Here is a 14135-nt window from a genome sequence, read left to right on the forward strand (position 1 = left end):
ACCCGCAGGATGACCGTCGCCCAGGCGGTCGTCGAGTTCCTCGGCCGCCAGTACACGGTCGACTCCGTCGGCGGCCCGGGCGGCGGGGCCTACCGCGGCCGGCTCATCCCCGGCATGTTCGGCATCTTCGGGCACGGCAACGTGGCCGGCGTGGGACAGGCCCTCAAGCAGTGGCAGGTCGCCGACCCGGCCCTGATGCCGTACTACCAAGGCCGCAACGAGCAGGCCCAGGCCCACCAGGCCGTCGGCTACGCCCGCCACACCCGCCGCCGCCAGACCTTCGCGGTCTCGACCTCGATCGGCCCGGGCTCGTCGAATCTGCTCACCGGCGCGGCCCTCGCCACGGCGAACCGCCTGCCGGCCCTGCTCCTGCCCTCGGACACGTTCGCGACCCGCGCCGCGGACCCGGTCCTGCAGCAGCTCGAGCAGCCGCACGGCTACGACATCACCGTCAACGACGCGTTCCGGCCGCTCTCGAGGTACTTCGACCGCGTGAACCGGCCCGAGCAGCTCTTCTCGGCCCTCCTGCACGGCCTGCGTGTGCTCACCGATCCGGCCGAGACCGGCGCCGTGACCATCGCCCTGCCGCAGGACGTCCAGGCAGAGGTCTTCGACGTCCCCGAGGAGTTCCTCGCCGAGCGCGAGTGGCGCATCCGACGCCCCGAGCCCGAGGCGGAGGACGTCGCCGAGGCCGCCCGCCGCATCCGCGCCGCCGAGCGCCCGGTCATCATCGCCGGCGGCGGCGTGCTGTACGCGTTCGCCACCGAGCAGCTGCGCGCGTTCGCCGAGGCCACCGGCATCCCGGTCGGGTGGACCCAGGCCGGCGTCGGCTCCCTCGCGTGGGACCACCCGCAGGCCCTCGGCGCGGTCGGCTCCACCGGCACGACGGCGGCCAATGCCCTCGTGCGGGACGCCGACCTCGTCATCGGCATCGGCACCCGCTACGAGGACTTCACCACCGCCTCCCGCACCGCGTTCCAGGCCCCCGGCGTGACGTTCGTGAACATCAACGTCGCCCCGATCGACGCCTACAAGCACGGCACCTCGCTGCCGATCGTCGCCGACGCCCGCAAGGCGCTCGCCGCGCTCACGACGGCGCTCGGCGGCTACCGCGTCGGAGGCGAGCTCGAGCGCGTGGTCGCCGACGAGAAGGCCCGCTGGGACGACACGGTGGACGCCGCGTTCGCCGAGGACCACCAGCCCCTGGTGTCCCAGAACGCGATCATCGGCGCGGTCAACCGCGCGATGGACCCGCGCGACGTCGTGATCTGCGCCGCGGGCTCCCTCCCGGGCGACCTGCACAAGATGTGGCGCATCCGCGACCCGTTCGGCTACCACGTCGAGTACGCGTACTCCTGCATGGGCTACGAGATCCCCGGCGGCCTCGGCGTCAAGCGCGCTGCCCTCGACGCCGCGGCACGCCCCAGTGCGGACGGCGGGGAGGAGAACCGGGACGTCGTCGTCATGGTCGGCGACGGCTCCTACCTCATGATGCACACCGAGCTCGTCACCGCCGTAGCGGAGGGCATCAAGCTCATCACCGTGCTCATCCAGAACCACGGCTACGCCTCCATCGGCGCGCTGTCCGAGCAGCTCGGTTCGCAGCGCTTCGGCACCAAGTACCGCACGCTGGACCACGAGCACCACACGTTCGACGACGGCGAGAAGCTCCCGATCGACCTCGCCACGAACGCCGAGAGCCTCGGCGTCACCGTGTACCGGATCGAGCCGGGGCCCAACGCGATCGCCGACCTCGAGGCCGCGATCGGCAAGGCCAAGGCGGCCCCCGAGGGCAGCGGCCCGATCGTGATCCACATCGAGTCCGATCCGCTGGTGGACGCCCCCAGCTCCGAGTCCTGGTGGGACGTGCCCGTCTCCGGCGCCTCCGAGCTCGAGTCCACCAAGGCGGCCTTCGCCACCTACGTCGACCACAAGTCCCGCCAGCGGCCCCTCATCGGCTGACCCCGGCATCCGCTCACGTCACATCAGGAGTACACCGTCATGACTGTCAAGACCATTCCGCACTTCCTCAACGGCGAGGAGACCAACGGCGTCGGCGAGCGGACGCAGCCGGTGTTCAACCCGGCCACCGGCGAGCAGACGGGCGAGCTGCGCCTGGCGGACGCGGCCGACCTGGAGGCCGCCGTCGCGAACGCCCGCAAGGCCGCCGAGTCCTGGGGGGAGGTCTCCCTGTCCCGGCGGACCGCGGTCCTGTTCAGGTTCCGCGAGCTGGTCGCCGCCCACGTGGAGGACCTCGCGGCCCTGGTCACGGCCGAGCACGGGAAGGTGATCTCCGACGCCAAGGGCGAGATCGGCCGCGGCCTGGAGGTCATCGAGTTCGCCTGCGGCATCCCGCAGCTGCTCAAGGGCGCCTACTCCGACCAGGCCTCCACCGGCATCGACGTCTTCTCCTACCGCCAGCCCGTCGGCGTCGTCGCGGGCATCACCCCGTTCAACTTCCCCGTCATGGTCCCGCTGTGGATGGCCCCGGTCGCGATCGCCACCGGCAACGCCTTCATCCTCAAGCCGAGCGAGCGGGACCCCTCCGCCTCCCTGCTGCTGGCGCGGCTGTGGACCGAGGCCGGCCTGCCGGACGGGGTCTTCCAGGTCCTGCACGGCGGGAAGGAGACCGTCGACGGGCTCCTGACCCACCCCGACGTCGACGCGATCTCCTTCGTCGGCTCGACCCCGATCGCGAAGTACGTCCACGAGACCGCGACCGCGCACGGCAAGCGCGTCCAGGCCCTGGGCGGGGCGAAGAACCACGCGATCATCCTCCCCGACGCGGACATGGACAACGCCGCCGACCACCTCGCCGCCGCCGCGTTCGGCTCCGCCGGGGAACGCTGCATGGCCATCTCCGTCGCCGTCGCCGTCGGCGAGGCCGCCGACGCCCTCGTGGGCAAGGTCGCCGACCGCGCCCAGGCCGTCCAGGTCGCCGAGGGCACCGAGCCGGACGCGGAGATGGGCCCGATCATCACCGCCGCCTCCAGGGACCGGATGGCCTCCATCGTCACCGCCGCGGCCGACGCCGGCGCCGCCCTGGTCGTGGACGGGCGGGAGTTCACCGTCCCCGGCAAGGAGGGCGGGAACTGGTTCGGCCCCACGGTGATCGACCAGGTCGGCACCGACATGGACGCCTACACCGAGGAGATCTTCGGCCCGGTCCTGTCCGTGGTCCGGGTCGAGACGGTCGAGGAGGCCATCGAGCTGATCAACGCCAACCCCTACGGCAACGGCACCGCGATCTTCACCTCCTCCGGCTCCAACGCCCGCAAGTTCCACCGCGGCGTGCACGTGGGCATGATCGGGGTCAACGTCCCCATCCCCGTCCCGGTCGCCTACCACTCCTTCGGCGGCTGGAAGAACTCCCTCTTCGGCGACAAGCACATCTACGGCGAAGAAGGCGTCGCCTTCTACACCCGCGCCAAAGTCATCACCCAGCGCTGGCCCGAACCCACCCACGCCTCCGGCGCCACCTACAACTTCCCCTCCAACTAGACCCACCCGCACGGAGCAGAGACATGACTGAGAACACGCTCATCATCGGCACCGCGCCGGATTCCTGGGGCGTCTGGTTCGCCGACGACCCAAAGCAGACCCCCTGGGAGCGCTTCCTGGACGAGGTGGCCGAGGCCGGCTACCGCTGGATCGAACTGGGCCCCTACGGCTACCTCCCCACCGATCCGTCCCGCCTCGCGGACGAGCTCAAGGCCCGCAACCTCCAGGTGTCGGCCGGCACGGTGTTCACGGCCTTCCACCGGGGACGCGACCAGTGGGAGGAGGCCTGGGCGCCGGCCCGTCAGGTCGCCGAGCTCACCGCGGCGATGGGCGGCGAGCACATCGTCGTCATCCCGGCCATGTGGCGCGACGACGTCACGGGCGAGGCGGTCGAGAACGAGGTCCTCACCCCCGAGCAGTGGGACTCCCTGTTCACGGGCCACGACGAGCTGGGGCGCCGCCTGTCCGAGCAGTTCGGCCTCAGGCAGCAGTTCCACTCCCACGCGGACTCCCACGTCCAGGGGCAGGCGGACATCGAGAGGCTGCTCGAGAACACCGATCCCGGGCTGCTCTCCCTGTGCCTGGACACGGGCCACGCGGAGTACGGCGGCGCGAGCAGCGTGGACCTCATCCGCAAGTACCCCGAGCGCATCGGCTACCTCCACCTGAAGCAGATCGACCCGGGCGTCCTCGCAAGGGTCCGCGCCGAGAACATGACCTGGGCGGCGGCCAACACCGCCGGCGTCATGGCCGAGCCGCCGTCGGGGCTGCCCGACCTGCGCGAGGTCATCGAGGCGGTCGAGGCGCTCGACCGCCCCATCTTCGGCATCGTCGAGCAGGACATGTACCCGGTGGCGTTCGACGTCCCGCTCCCGATCGCCAAGCGCACCCGCAACTACCTCCTCTCGTGCGGTTCCCGCACGCGAGTCTGAATGAGAAAGGCACATCCCATGGCTGAGAACCTGCGCGTCGCCGTCATCGGCGCCGGCCGCATGGGCGCGGACCACATCCACCGCCTCCACACGCGCATCCACGGCGCCGAGGTGGCCGCGGTGGTCGATATCGACCTTGATCGGGCCCAGGCCGCGATCGCGGAGATCCCGGGGGCGAAGGCCTATGCCACCGCCGCCGAGGCCTACGAGTCCGGCGACGTCAACGCCGTCCTCATTGCCACCCCCGGCTTCCTCCACGAGGCCGCCCTCCTCGAGGCGCTCGAGCGGGACATCCCCATCCTGTGCGAGAAGCCGCTGACCCCGGACGCCGCGTCCGCCTGGAAGATCGTCGAGGCCGAGCAGAAGCTGGGCCGCCAGCGCATCCAGGTCGGCTTCATGCGCCGCTTCGACGCCGAGTACGCGGCACTCGGCGGCATGGTCCGCTCGGGGGAGCTCGGCGAACTGCTCATGCTCCACTGCAGGCACCGCAACCCCGACACCCCTCCGGGCTTCACCAACGAGATGCTCATCAACGACTCCGTGGTGCACGAGTTCGACGTGATCCGGTACCTCACCGGCGAGGAGATCACCTCGGTGCAGGTGCGCCTGGGCAAGGCCACGTCGAAGGCGCCCTCGGGCCAGCACGACCCGCAGCACGTCCTGATCGACACCGCCTCCGGCGTCCTGGTCGACGTCGAGATCTTCGTCAACGCCCAGTTCGGCTACGAGGTGGCCACGCAGGCCGCCTTCGAGGACGGCATCGTGGACATCGGCGCCGACGCCGGACCGTACGTCCGCCGCGCCGGCCGGTGGGGCGGGCAGGTCACGCCGAGCTTCATCGAGCGCTTCGGCACGGCCTATGACGTCGAGGTCCAGTCCTGGGTCGACGCGGCGCTCCGCGGCGAGATCGGCGGCCCGTCGGCGTGGGACGGCTACGCGACCGCTGCCTGCTGCGAGGCGGGAGTCGAGGCGCAGAAGAGCGGCGAGCGGGTCGCCGTCGTCCTCAACGAGAAGCCGGCGCTGTACGCGGGCGGCGCGCCGAGGGCCGCGCAGTGAAGCTCGCCCTCGACCCCACGCCGTTCCACGCGACGCACTCGCTGCTCGAGTTCCCGGCCCTTGCGGCCGAGCTCGGGTACGAGTACCTCCAGATGACGCCCCACCGGGACTTCATCCCCTTCTTCACGCATCCGAAGGCCGACGACGAACTCGTGCGCGAGTTCCGCAAGGCCTGCGCAGACGCCGGCGTGCAGGTGGCCTCCGTCCTGCCGGTCCTGCGCTGGTCCGGGCCGGACGAGACGCTGCGCGAGGCCGCCGTGCGGTACTGGAAGCGCGCCATCCGGATCACGGCGGACCTCGGCTGCACCCAGATGAACACCGAGTTCTCCGGGCGCCCCGAGAAGCCGGAGGAGTCCGAGGCCTGCTTCTACAAGTCCATGGAGGAGCTCCTGCCGGTCTTCGAGCGCGAGGGCGTCCACGTGGCGATCGATCCGCACCCGGACGACTTCGTCGAGGAGGGCCTGGCCGCGCTGCGTGTGATCCGGGGCCTCAACTCCCCGAACGTCGGCATGGTCTACGTCGCCTCGCACACCTTCCACATGAAGGACGAGCCGCTGCAGATCATGCGCGCCGCGGGAGAGCGGATCCGGGTAGTGCACGTCTCCGACACCATGGACCACCACGCCTCCCACGGCCTGCGGTACATCACGAACCCGCCGGGCAACGACGTGCGCGTGCACCAGCACCTCAGGATCGGCGACGGCGACGTCAACTGGGACGAGTTCTTCGGCGGCCTGGCCGAGATCGGCTTCCTGGACCGCGAGGACACCGTCATGGTCTCGAGCGTCTTCGCCGAGAACGAGAACGCAGCCGAGGTCTCCCGCTACCAGCTCGCCCAGATGGCCGAGCGTTCCGGGCGTGCCCGCGCGGCGCGTGCCGGGGAGCCGGCCCGCGCGCACGCGTAGGGCACTCCCAACGAGCAGAAGGGCCAGGCCCGGGCACCGTCCCGGGCCTGGCCCTTCTGCAGTCACCGCCGTGGTTTGGGGGAGGCTCGGTATCGGGTAACGGCGCTGCCAGGGGAACGGAACGAGCGGAGGATGACCATGAACGGCATGACGAAGAAGGCCCTGGGCGCGGGATTCGCGGGAGTGGCAGCGCTGGCGCTGGCTGCCTGCTCGGGCGGGGGCGGCACGTCCGCCAGCCCAAGCGGGAGCGCGAGCCCCTCGGCGAGCCCGAGCGCGAAGGTCTACAGCGACTCGGACCTTCAGGCCCTGGTCTCCGGGCTGAAGGACTCGGACGGGAACGACCTCAAGCCCTACTCGAAGGACCAGGTCACCACGGGCAAGGACCTCGGGAAGGTGCTGCTCAGCACCGCGACCGTGGATCCCAGCGACTGCAAGTCGATTGCGACGGCCGGCCTGGTCAACAGCGTGGACAGCGGCTCCGTTGCGGTGGCCATCTCCGACAGCCAGAAGCCGCGGACGGTCTCGGCCCAGTCCGGTTCGCAGGGCCCCGACGCGCAGAAGGTCCTGAAGGACATCGAGGGCAAGATGGGCACCTGCGCCAAGTTCACGGTGTCCGCGCTGGGCCAGAAGGTCACGGTCGCGAGCAAGCAGCTCCAGGCCACGACGGATGCCGCCGAGACCTTCGGCACGGTCAGCACCCGCGGCGACAACAGCTCGGACATGCTCATGCAGGTTTCCGGCGCCCAGGGCAGGCTGCTCGTCGTCGCCACCAAGAGCGGCGGCAACCTCGGCGACACCGACCAGCATGAGCTCGAGGGCCTCGTGAACGACGTGCTGCACAAGGCCACCGGGTCCTCCACCGCGAGCCCGACTTCGGGCATGACCAGTTCGTCGTCGTCGACGTCCGGCACCACCGAGTCCAGCAGCCCGAGCTCCTCGAGCTCGCCGAGCAGCTCGGAGACCTCGGGCATGTCGTCGGGCACCTCGTCGAGCGCGAGCCCGTCTGCCTCGTAGCCTTCCTCGCCGAGGTCGCCGAGGTCGCCGAGACCGGCTACCGCTGGATCGAGCTCGGCCCGTACGGCTACCTCCCCACGGACCCGTCCCGCACGATGCAGGAGTACGCGGCCCGTGCGGCGCGCTGACGGTCGGCTGCTCGGGCGACGCACGACGGCTGGTGCCTGGCCCAGGCGAGCCGGGCGCCCGCCGTCGCCCGTCGTGATCAGCCGAGCGGGCGGACCCGGAGCCAGAAGTACTCCTGAGGCGGGATCGTCAGGCCCGCGGCGAGGTGGACGGCGGCGCCGGTGGCAAGGTCGGTGCCCTCGGGCTCGAAGCCGGACAACGTGCGGGCGGACACGCACTGGGCCCGGTCGCTGAAGTTCGCCAGGGCGAGGACGGCGGTGCCCTCGCCGGGGCGCTGGTAGCCGAGGACCGACGGATTGTCGGTGCCGAAGTCGATCAGCCGCGTGCCCTCGAACTCCGGGGTGTCGGCCCTGATCCGGCGCATGTGCTCGAGCCCCGCGAAGATGGCGCCGGCGGGGGTGGACGGATCGTGCCGCTGCCCGTACGCCTCGGCGGGGTAGTGGGGCCGGTGGACCCAGCGGCTGTCTGCCCCGTGGCCGGGCTCGTCGGCGTAGCCGTAGTCGTTGAGCTGGCCGACCTCGTCGCCCAGGAAGATGAGCGGGATGCCGCCCGTGCTGAACGGCACCGAATGGGCAAGGAGGACCCGGCGGACCGCCTCCGCCGAGCCGTCCTCGAGGCCGCACAGCGACGCTGTCGTGCCCGAGATCCTGCAGTCGCCGGTCTTGGGGTTGTCCTGGAAGGGCACGCCCCGCGCGAAGCTGCCCGGGAAGCGGTTGACGTAGAAGGCGTTGAGGAACCGGCGGTGGTCGAAGCCGCTGATGCCCAGCTCGGCCGCGTCCTCGTCGGCGAACGTCCAGCCGATGTCGTCGTGGCTGCGCACGTAGTTCACCCACGCTGTCCCCTCGGGCAGATTGTGCCGCCGGTGCAGCGCCTGGGCCAGGAGCGAGACGTCCCGCGTCGCGAGGGCATCCCAGAGGAGGGCCATCTGGAGCGGGTTGTAGGAGATCTGGCATTCCGTGGGGTCAATGTACTTGACGACGTCGTCGGGGTGGACGATCGCCTCCGACTTGAATAGCAGGGACGGGGCCGCGATCCGGCACACGGCGTTGAACGCCCTCAGCAGGGTGTGCGCCTCGGGGAGGTTCTCGCAGGATGTGCCGAGCTGCTTCCAGATGAAGGCGACGGCGTCCATGCGCAGGATTTCGATGCCCTGGTTGGCCAAGAAGAGCATCTCGCGGGCCATGGCGCGGAAGACGGCGGGGTTGGAGTAGTTCAGGTCCCACTGGAAGGTGTGGAACGTGGTCCACACCCAGCGGCCGTCGGGCAGCTGGATGAACGAGCCGGGGTGGTCGTCCGGGAAGATCTCCCGGACGTTCCGCTCGAACGCGTCCGGCATGGTCCGGTCGGGGAAGATCCAGTAGTAGTCCTCGAACTCCGGGCTGCCGGCCGCCGCCTGCCGGGCCCACTCGTGCTCGTCCGAGGTGTGGTTGAAGATGAAGTCGACCACGAGGCTGATGCCGTGCGCGCGCAGCTGGGCGGCCAGCCCGCGCAGCTGCTCCATCGTGCCCAGCGCCGGCTTGACCTCGCGGTAGCTCGAGACGGCGTAGCCCCCGTCCGAGTTCGGCTCGGGGGCCTGGAACAGCGGCATGAGGTGCAGGTAGGTCAGGCCGAGCTCCGTGAAGTAGGGGATCCGGGCCCGGACGCCCTCGAGGTCCTCGGCGTACCGGTCGACGTAGCAGACCCCGCCGAGCATCCTCCGGGACTGGAACCAGGCCGGCTCGGCCTCCCGCGCGGCGTCGAGCGCCTTGAGGTCTGCCGGGCGGTCCTGCCAGGCCTGGGCCGACTCCCGCACGAGCAGCGCGAGCTGTTCGGCGCAGTCCTCGCGCCCTCCGTAGAGCGAGCGGAACAGGACGGCGAGCGTCGGCAGGTGCTCGTCGAGCCGGCGCTCGAAGTCGGCCCACGACGGCGCTGACCGGTCCAGTGCCGGGTCGTCCCGGAGCGCCATCAGGACGTGGTCCTGGGAGGACTCTTCAGCGCTCGCGAAAATCCCCACGGCAGGTCTCCTTCGACGGTGTCCGGCTGAACCAGCCGCGTGTGAGCCACCCTACGTGCGCGTTCGGCCGGGGCGCCAGACTCTCGCGCCGGTGCGGGGCGGCCGGGGCTTCAGCGGCCGGCGGCCTACGCGGTGAACGGCAGACGCGGGTCCACCTGCTGGCCCTCCCAGGTCGAGCGCACCCAGCCGTGGTGCGGGTCGTCGCTGATGAGCCAGTCGCGGACGCGGCCCGGGCCTGCCATCACGTTGAGGTAGTACAGGTCGTACCCGGGCGCCGCCATCGCCGGTCCGTGCCAGCCGTAGGGGACGAGGACGACGTCGCCTGTGCGCACCTCGGCCTGGACGTCGATGGGGCGCTCGTCCGAGGCGTACACGCGGGCGTATCCCACTGGGTCCTCGCCGGCGCCATCGTGGCCGGCGGTGGGGGAGCCGGGTGCGAGGCGCGTCTCGAAGTAGTAGATCTCCTCGAGCGAGGTCTCGCCGTCCTTCTCCTCATCGTGCTTGTGCGGAGGGTAGGAGGACCAGTTGCCGGCGGGGGTGATGACCTCGCAGACGATGAACCGGTCCGCCTCGAGGGCCGCCGGGGTGCCGAAGTTGTGCACCTGGCGCGAGCAGTTCCCCGCGCCGCGCAGCTCCACCGGGGTCTCCTCGGCGCGGATCAGCCGGGTGGGGTAGTCCGCCTTGGCGGGGGCGAGCGCGACGGCGACCCTGCCGCCGTCGGCCGTCGTGATGGTGACGGCCTTCCCGATCCCCGTGTAGAGCACGTCGCTCGGGCCCGCGAAGACCGAGGCGCGGCCGCGGAGGAGGTGGGGCTCGCCGTCGACCGTCACCTCGAAGGCGCCCGAGAGCGGGACGACGATCCGTTCGACGCCGGCCGCCGGCAGGGAGACCGAGGCGCCGCCGGCCAGCTCAGCGACCTTGATGCCGGTGTGCGCCCAGCCGGGGACGTCCGGGGAGCCGTCCGCCTCGCCCAGCGAGACCTGCCACGCGCCGTCCGCGGCGCTGCCGAGGGGGTAGACCCACTCTGCCATGCATGTTCCTTCCGTCGTGCCGGCCGCGCGTCAGCGCTGGACCAGGGTCATCTCGAAGCTGTAGGAGTCGGCCCGGTACACGTGCCGGCCGGTCTCGACGCTGCGGCCCGTGTCGTCCACCGCGGTGCGCTCCATGGTGACGAGCGCGGAGCCGGGAGCCACCTCGAGCAGGCCAGCCTGGTACTCGTCCGCGACGGCGGCGCCGATGCGCTGGTTGGCGAGGCGGAAGTTCACGCCCCCGTCCCGCAGGATCTGGTACATGCCGTGCTCGCGCAGGCCCACCTCGGTCAGCTCCGCGACGTCGTCCCGGACCCAGTTCTCCATGAGCGCGAGCGGCTTGCCCTCGACCGAGCGCAGGCGCGTGAAGTGGTACACGCCCACGCCGGCCGGCAGCTGCAGCGTCTCCGCGACGTCGGCGTCCGCGGGGCCGTGGCTGAAGTTCAGCACGCGGGTGCTGGGGCGCTTGCCGCCGCGGGCCAGATCGTCGAAGAGGCTCGAGAGCTCGAGGTGGCGGCGCACCTGGCTGGCCACGACCTGCGTGCCGACGCCGCGCTTGCGCACGAGGAGGCCCGCGCGGACGAGCTCGTCCATCGCCTTGCGCATGGTGGGCCGGGACAGGTTGAGCTGTGCCGCGAGCTCGATCTCGTTCTCGAGCTTCGAGCCCGGCTCGAGCTGGCCGCCCCGGATCATGGCCTCGATGCCCTGGACCACCTGGTGGTACAGCGGCACGGGGGAGGACCGGTCGATCGGGATGTTGAGGGTGGCTGCCATGACCCCTCCTTGGGTCCGGCGGGGCGCAGGCCCGGGCCGAATGTTTGGTTGATAGGACAAAACCTTCTTCTGATCGTAGCACCGCGCCTCCGGCCGGGACAGGGTGCGGGTGTGATCCGACGGGGTTGTTCCGAAGGTTGACAGGACAAAGTCTAGGCTTCGGTCCCAGGGCGAAACCCACAGGAAGTGACCCGCAGGAGGTGACCTTCAGGAGGTGACTTTCTTCAGATGGCCGGCCAGGCGGGAGGGGGCACCGTGGAGCCGCGGACCACGAGGTCGGGTGCAGATGGTCCAGCTGGGCATCTCGACACAACTCACGGCGGAAACCGGCCCGGAAGCGGCCGATCGCGACCTGGGTTGTGTCGATCTGCCCACTTCCCAGGAGGTGACCCGCAGGAGGTGACCTTCAGGAGGTGACTTTCAGATGGGCGGTCAGGTGGGAGGCGGGGCCGTGGAGCCGCGGACCACGAGGTCGAGGGCGAGGAGCTCGCGGTGCGCCGGCGCATCGGGGGAGTCGAGGCGGCGCAGCAGCGCCCGTGCCGTCGCGGCGCCCACGTCCGCGGAGTGGCCGTCCACGCTCGTCAGCGCGAGGTACCGGTAGGCGGCCAGCGGCGAGTCGTCGTGGCCCACCACCGAGACGTCCGCGGGCACCGAAAGCCCCCGCTCGCGCAGCGCGGCCAGGGCGCCGACGGCCATGACGTCGTTCGCGGCCACGATTCCGGTCACGCCGGGGTGCGCGTCCAGGAGCGCCCAGGCCGCGGAGTAGCCGGCCGCCTCCGTGGTCGCGCCCCCGCCCGTGGTGATCGGCTCGAGCCCCGCGGCCAGCATCGCCGCCTCGTACCCGCGCCGCCGGGCGTCGCCGGGGCCGCTGTGGCCGGCAAGGTGGGCCACCCGCGTGTGGCCCAGGCGGAGCAGGTGCTCGGTCGCCAGCCGCCCCCCGAGCTCGTCGTCGCCGGCGACCACATCGACTGCCTGCCCGGCGTCGCGCGCGCCGAGCTCGCGGGTGCCCGCGACGACGATCGGGACGCCGACGCGCTCGAGCGTCCCGGGGGCGAGGTCCGCGGCGATCACGATCGCGTCGACGTGCTGGGCGAGGAAGCCGTCCACGGGCTTGCGGCCCGAGGCCGTCTCGAGGGCCAGGTCCGCGACGCTGGCCGTGTAGCCGGCCGGATCCAGGACAGAGCGGAGTCCGGCGAGCAGCTCGACGAACCAGGGGTTGTGGAAGTCGTCGATGAGGACGCCGACGGTGCGGGTGCGCTGGCTCGCGAGCGCGCTCGCGGCGCGGGAGGGGCGGTAGCCGAGCTCGTCGATGGCCGCGAGGACCGCGTCGCGCCGGGCTTCGCTCACATGGGGGGCATCGCGCAGGACGAGCGAGACGAGCGACTTGGAGACGCCGGCGCGCTGGGCCACGTCGTAGATCGTGGGGCGGGGCGTCGCGTCAGTGGGCACGGGACCATCATGGCATCCGCGGAGCGGTCCGAGGGGGCTATTGACAGGACAAAGTGTGCTTCCGTACTGTGATTTGGAGCGCTCCAAAACTTACCCTGCCCGGCCCCGCCGGACCCCTCGAAGGAGAGAACCATGAGCAAGCCCCTCGGCGTCGCCGTCATCGGCGCAGGCATGGCCGGCAAGGCCCACGCTGCCGCCTACCGCGCCGCGAGCACCCTCTACCGGCCCACGCTCCCGGAGATCCGGCTCGTCTCGATCGGCGACGTCAACGCCGAGTTCGGGCAGGCGGCCGCGACGCGCTTCGGCTACGCCCGGCACGACTCCTCGTGGCAGGCCATTGCCGAGGCGGACGACATCGACGTCGTCTCGGTGGTCATCGCCAACTCCCTCCACCGGGAGGTCGTCGAAGGGCTCCTCGCCGCCGGCAAGCACGTCCTGTGCGAGAAGCCGCTCTCCGACTCCCTCGAGGACGCCCGCGCGATGGCCCACGCCGCGGCCGCCGCCGAGGAGCGCGGCGTCCTTGGCCGCATCGGCTTCACGTTCCGCCGCACGCCCGGCATCGCCGCCATCCGTGAGCTCATCGCGGACGGCACGCTCGGGCGTCCGCTGCACTTCTCGGGCCGCTACTGGACCGACTACGGCTGCAGCCCGCAGGCACCCATGAGCTGGCGCTACAAGGGCGGCCCCGGCTCGGGCGCGCTCGCCGACATCGGCAGCCACCTCGCCTACGTGGGCGAGTTCCTCTGCGGGGACATCCGGTCGGTCTCCGGCGGCGAGCTCTCGACCGCCATCACCCAGCGCCCGCTCCCGCTCGGGGCCGTCTTGGGCCACGACCACGCGGCCGTCTCGGAGACGTTCGAGCCGGTGGAGAACGACGACGTCGCCTCCTTCTCGGCCGAGTTCGCCTCCTGCATCGGCTCGCTGTCCGTCTCGCGCGTCGCCGCGGGGCACCCCAACTCGCTCACGTTCGAGGTCTTCTGCGAGAACGGCGCGGCCTCCTTCGACCAGCGCCGCCCCGCCGAGATCGGCCTCTTCCTCAACGAGGGCCCCTACGCCCAGAACGGCTACCGCCAGGTGATCCTCGGCCCCGACCACCCCTACATCGCCGGCGGCCTCGCCATGGACGCCCCGGGCGTCGGCTTCGGCCAGAACGACGCCTTCGGCTACCAGGCCCGGGCATTCCTCGAGGAGGTCGCGGGCCTGCCGGTGGCCGAGTCCCTCCCGCGCTGCGCGACGTTCGACGAGGGCGTGCGCAACATGGAGATCCTCGGCGCCGTCGCTGCCTCCGCCGCGGATGCCGGCCGCCGCGTCGAGGTCCCGTCCGCCGAGAAGCCCGCGCTCGCCGTCGTGCGCTGAG

The 14135-nt window shown here is 71.5% G+C and carries 11 protein-coding genes and 1 pseudogene; 8 read left to right on the forward strand and 4 right to left on the reverse strand.

Features of this window, described 5'->3' with window-relative positions; translation table 11 throughout:
• Nucleotides 1–9: 9 nt before the first annotated feature.
• The 7 genes and pseudogenes from iolD to ACVWWH_RS19805 all read left to right on the forward strand — a co-directional run.
• Nucleotides 10–1962, forward strand: a complete 1953-nt coding sequence (iolD, locus tag ACVWWH_RS19775; RefSeq protein ID WP_457317769.1) for a 3D-(3,5/4)-trihydroxycyclohexane-1,2-dione acylhydrolase (decyclizing) — start codon at nucleotides 10–12, stop codon at nucleotides 1960–1962.
• Nucleotides 1963–2001: 39 nt separating this feature from the next.
• Nucleotides 2002–3501 carry a CoA-acylating methylmalonate-semialdehyde dehydrogenase gene (locus ACVWWH_RS19780; protein WP_457317750.1) on the forward strand — a complete coding sequence of 500 codons (1500 nt, stop codon included), beginning with the start codon at nucleotides 2002–2004 and terminating at the stop codon, nucleotides 3499–3501.
• 23 nt (nucleotides 3502–3524) lie between these two features.
• Nucleotides 3525–4433 carry a sugar phosphate isomerase/epimerase family protein gene (locus ACVWWH_RS19785; protein WP_457317751.1) on the forward strand — a complete coding sequence of 303 codons (909 nt, stop codon included), beginning with the start codon at nucleotides 3525–3527 and terminating at the stop codon, nucleotides 4431–4433.
• Between the two features lie 18 nt (nucleotides 4434–4451).
• On the forward strand, nucleotides 4452–5489 hold the full coding sequence (locus ACVWWH_RS19790) for a Gfo/Idh/MocA family protein (RefSeq protein WP_066496390.1): 1038 nt from the start codon (nucleotides 4452–4454) through the stop codon (nucleotides 5487–5489).
• Complete coding sequence (locus tag ACVWWH_RS19795; RefSeq protein ID WP_457317752.1) at nucleotides 5486–6394, forward strand: sugar phosphate isomerase/epimerase family protein; 909 nt, start codon at nucleotides 5486–5488, stop codon at nucleotides 6392–6394. Before ACVWWH_RS19790 ends, ACVWWH_RS19795 begins: the two co-directional genes overlap by 4 nt.
• A 138-nt stretch (nucleotides 6395–6532) precedes the next feature.
• Nucleotides 6533–7408, forward strand: coding sequence for a hypothetical protein (locus tag ACVWWH_RS19800; protein WP_457317753.1), 876 nt, complete (start codon nucleotides 6533–6535; stop codon nucleotides 7406–7408).
• 20 nt (nucleotides 7409–7428) lie between these two features.
• Nucleotides 7429–7524 (forward strand): annotated as a pseudogene (locus tag ACVWWH_RS19805) (2-keto-myo-inositol dehydratase); the annotation flags it as partial.
• A gap of 89 nt (nucleotides 7525–7613) precedes the next feature.
• Here ACVWWH_RS19805 and ACVWWH_RS19810 read toward each other — a convergent pair.
• The 4 genes from ACVWWH_RS19810 to ACVWWH_RS19825 form a co-directional block, all read right to left on the reverse strand.
• Nucleotides 7614–9479: an amylosucrase gene (locus tag ACVWWH_RS19810; RefSeq protein WP_457317770.1), complete on the reverse strand. Its 1866-nt coding sequence runs from the start codon at nucleotides 9477–9479 to the stop codon at nucleotides 7614–7616.
• A gap of 173 nt (nucleotides 9480–9652) precedes the next feature.
• Complete coding sequence (gene iolB, locus ACVWWH_RS19815; protein ID WP_457317754.1) at nucleotides 9653–10558, reverse strand: 5-deoxy-glucuronate isomerase; 906 nt, start codon at nucleotides 10556–10558, stop codon at nucleotides 9653–9655.
• Nucleotides 10559–10588: 30 nt separating this feature from the next.
• Nucleotides 10589–11329: a GntR family transcriptional regulator gene (locus ACVWWH_RS19820; RefSeq protein WP_066496399.1), complete on the reverse strand. Its 741-nt coding sequence runs from the start codon at nucleotides 11327–11329 to the stop codon at nucleotides 10589–10591.
• A 432-nt stretch (nucleotides 11330–11761) separates the two neighbouring features.
• The gene (locus ACVWWH_RS19825; RefSeq protein WP_457317755.1) at nucleotides 11762–12778 is read right to left on the reverse strand and encodes a LacI family DNA-binding transcriptional regulator; all 1017 of its coding nucleotides are present in this window, start codon (nucleotides 12776–12778) and stop codon (nucleotides 11762–11764) included.
• Between the two features lie 132 nt (nucleotides 12779–12910).
• Here ACVWWH_RS19825 and ACVWWH_RS19830 point away from each other — a divergent pair, with 132 nt between their 5' ends.
• Nucleotides 12911–14134, forward strand: coding sequence for a Gfo/Idh/MocA family protein (locus tag ACVWWH_RS19830; protein WP_457317756.1), 1224 nt, complete (start codon nucleotides 12911–12913; stop codon nucleotides 14132–14134).
• The last annotated feature ends 1 nt before the right edge of the window (nucleotide 14135 follow it).

It is taken from the genome of Sinomonas sp. RB5 (genome assembly GCF_054063535.1).

Excerpts from the sequence above, each read along its gene's own strand:
- ACVWWH_RS19785 (WP_457317751.1), top strand. The coding sequence starts at position 3,525 with ATGACTGAGAACACGCTCATCATCGGCACCGCGCCGGATTCCTGGGGC.
- ACVWWH_RS19810 (WP_457317770.1), bottom strand. The coding sequence starts at position 9,479 with ATGGCGCTCCGGGACGACCCGGCACTGGACCGGTCAGCGCCGTCGTGG.
- ACVWWH_RS19820 (WP_066496399.1), bottom strand. The coding sequence starts at position 11,329 with ATGGCAGCCACCCTCAACATCCCGATCGACCGGTCCTCCCCCGTGCCG.
- ACVWWH_RS19800 (WP_457317753.1), top strand. The coding sequence starts at position 6,533 with ATGAACGGCATGACGAAGAAGGCCCTGGGCGCGGGATTCGCGGGAGTG.
- ACVWWH_RS19830 (WP_457317756.1), top strand. The coding sequence starts at position 12,911 with ATGAGCAAGCCCCTCGGCGTCGCCGTCATCGGCGCAGGCATGGCCGGC.
- ACVWWH_RS19780 (WP_457317750.1), top strand. The coding sequence starts at position 2,002 with ATGACTGTCAAGACCATTCCGCACTTCCTCAACGGCGAGGAGACCAAC.
- iolD (WP_457317769.1), top strand. The coding sequence starts at position 10 with ATGACCGTCGCCCAGGCGGTCGTCGAGTTCCTCGGCCGCCAGTACACG.
- ACVWWH_RS19790 (WP_066496390.1), top strand. The coding sequence starts at position 4,452 with ATGGCTGAGAACCTGCGCGTCGCCGTCATCGGCGCCGGCCGCATGGGC.
- iolB (WP_457317754.1), bottom strand. The coding sequence starts at position 10,558 with ATGGCAGAGTGGGTCTACCCCCTCGGCAGCGCCGCGGACGGCGCGTGG.